Origin of the sequence: Neisseria sp. P0008.S010 (assembly GCF_051962715.1) — a bacterium.
Lineage (GTDB): Bacteria > Pseudomonadota > Gammaproteobacteria > Burkholderiales > Neisseriaceae > Neisseria > Neisseria elongata.
This window is the reverse complement of the sequence record NZ_JBQCVA010000088.1, coordinates 1-2,488: the sequence shown is the minus strand read 5'-3', so window position 1 is coordinate 2,488 and position 2,488 is coordinate 1. Positions and strand designations below refer to the sequence as shown.

At 39.7% G+C, this 2,488-nt stretch carries 3 protein-coding genes and 1 pseudogene; 3 read left to right on the top strand and 1 reads right to left on the bottom strand.

The features are described 5' to 3' along the window. The 3 genes and pseudogenes from ACTHSL_RS12385 to ACTHSL_RS12375 all read left to right on the top strand — a co-directional run. A pseudogene (locus ACTHSL_RS12385) lies at window positions 1-344 on the top strand (hypothetical protein); the annotation flags it as partial. Beyond that, complete coding sequence (locus ACTHSL_RS12380; protein WP_440381631.1) at window positions 344-1,768, top strand: LysM peptidoglycan-binding domain-containing protein; 1,425 nt, start codon at window positions 344-346, stop codon at window positions 1,766-1,768. The pseudogene ACTHSL_RS12385 and the gene ACTHSL_RS12380, both read left to right, overlap by 1 nt. After that, the gene (locus ACTHSL_RS12375; protein WP_440381630.1) at window positions 1,752-2,219 is read left to right on the top strand and encodes a lysozyme inhibitor LprI family protein; all 468 of its coding nucleotides are present in this window, start codon (window positions 1,752-1,754) and stop codon (window positions 2,217-2,219) included. Before ACTHSL_RS12380 ends, ACTHSL_RS12375 begins: the two co-directional genes overlap by 17 nt. On the opposite strand, the gene ACTHSL_RS12370 is transcribed toward ACTHSL_RS12375, so the two are convergent. Next, window positions 2,181-2,488 (bottom strand): hypothetical protein (locus ACTHSL_RS12370; RefSeq protein WP_440381629.1); only part of this gene is annotated, 308 nt, incomplete at its 5' end. The two genes, ACTHSL_RS12375 and ACTHSL_RS12370, sit on opposite strands and share 39 nt — an antisense overlap.

Sequence of the window (2,488 nt, the reverse complement as noted above, 5' to 3'; positions counted from 1 at the left end):
CGTATATCAAACTGGCGAACGGGGAGGTTGAGATCGGGAGTCCGAAGGTGGTGCGGGTGAGGGCGCCGTTGGTGGTGTCTGAATCAAAAGGCATAAATTATCCATTACAAAATATCCCACCTTTACAAATATTTAGTAACAAACTTGACCTTTACGACATATTTGGTTTTTCAGAGGAAAAGATTCCTTTTACGGTAATAGGCAATAAAGACAGGGAAAGTCAGCATGGTACACTTGATAAAATGGGAAGAACCGATAGGCTATATTCGGATACAGCCGAAACAGTAAAAATTTTTGCAGGTAATGCCGCCTTACTGCCGGGTGAAGAAAGCGAGGAAAAATAATGGCTCAATATCGTTTTGAATTTTTGGATGCCGACCGCAAACCTATAGCCAAATGTCACTACCAAATCATGCAGTACGACTCTACATTGCGTAAAGATGTTGCCGATGAAAACGGTAGGGCGGCATTTGACTCAGAATTGATTGCCGGGAAAAAGATTTGGGTGCGTTTTTGGGCCCAGGGACAGCGACAAGATGCCGCATTCAGTACTCAACCTTTTTACTGGGCGGAAAATGTCATAACACAGCCGATTATGGCACCTAGAGTATATGAAATTAAACTTCGGGAGACGGGGAACAAAAATAACGAATCGGAAGATTACCGGCAGGCATTTTATGAAGTACGGGCCGGAGATACGTGGGAAGGGATTGCTCAAAAATGCAACACCAATGTATCGTTAATTAAATTCATCAACAACCTTCCCGATGACGGTACACCGCCAGAGGTCGGGGATGCGTTGCTATTGCCGAGAGGGGCGGAAAGGCCGTTAGATTCTGGAGGCCGCCCAGATAAAGGGGTGATTGAGAGCCAACCAAGCGACCCGCTTGACGATTTACTGAAAGGGTTGGACAGAAAAACATCTGAACAGAAAAAGGATGATCAGCCTATATTGCCGCAAGGTGCAGAACCTGTAGGGCAGGGGCAACCTGCACAGCCTGCTGGTAAAAATCCGCCTCCAGATGAAGGGAAGCCTGCGGAGGAGAAGCCGGGTATTCAGGAGGGGAGGGGAAGGAGTGGGAAGCCTGTAACATGTGTTCGAACAAAAATACCTCTTGAATGTCAAATTGAAGTTATTAGATTTAGTACCTCAAAAGGTGAATATGTTATTTCTAAACAATTATGGGATTTCATTTTATCTGCAGAAGGGTATAAAGCACAGCCATATGTTCCAACGGGGTCTAGTGGAGTTACATTAGGATATGGTTATGATTTAGGTCAACAAAGAAAAGATAAAATGTATCAAGAGTTAAGCCCATATTATACAAATGATCAATTAAAAAGATTAGAAGAGGCAATAGGGAAACGAGGAGATGCGGCAAGAAAAATTGTAGGAAAATTTAGTGATATCACTATAACTAGAGAAAAAGCACAAAGGTTAGCTATTTTAGTAAAAAGAAGATATGCGGAAGACACTGTTTCTATATATCCGGAAATACTTAATTATCATCCTCATTGTCAAGGAGCAATATTGTCATTAGTTTATAATAGAGGAAATCTATTAATAGATAAACCTAATCATAAGCCACGGGGTGATATGAGAGATATACAATCTGCTTTAAGACAAAATAGAGGAAATGATATACCAAAATATTTGAGAGCAATGAAGCGTCTATGGAGCCCTACAAAAGAAAGGGGTTTAATAATACGCAGAGAGGGAGAAGCTGAGTGGTTTGAAAAAGGATTGCGTTGTGATTGTTTTAAATAATAGAACATTATTTGTTGTTATTTCTATAATTCCAATTATTGCATTTGGTAAATCACCTGAAACGGTTATCGATAACGATGCATTAAATAAACCATGCTATATAAATAGCATCAAACAGGAGGATCTTATTGTATGTTTTTCTAAATCATATTTACTGGCACAAAAAAGATTAAATAATAATTATTTAATTGCAAAAAAACAGAAAAATATAAATATAAAAAATTATTTAATTCGACAACAAATAAAATGGAATAAAAGCAAATTTGATCAATGTGTGTTATTACCAGAAAGAGAAGCTGGAAGAGAGGAAGTGTTTGAGTATTTACAATGTGTAACTAATTCTGTTTTAGCGCAAAATGCCTATCTAGAAGAAACTTATATCTGCGATAATAATCCGTGTCAATTTGAAGAATTATATTTCTTTAAAACTGTGGGATCTGATGTAGATTAGTACGCTGTAGCTGCTATTGCCATCCAAAGCGATAGCAAAGGCAACACAACCCGTTACCGTTACAACGAAAATGGGCAAATTACCCAAATTACCGATGCTGCCGGTCACACCACGCACTACCATTACCAAAATAGGAAACCATTGCGTACCGACTATCCGGATGGTAGCAGTGAGCACTTCAGCTATGATCATGCTGGCCGACTGAGTGTTCTGACTGATGCCGAAGGCAACCGTACCGCCTACGATTACGACAATGACAGCAAACCAAC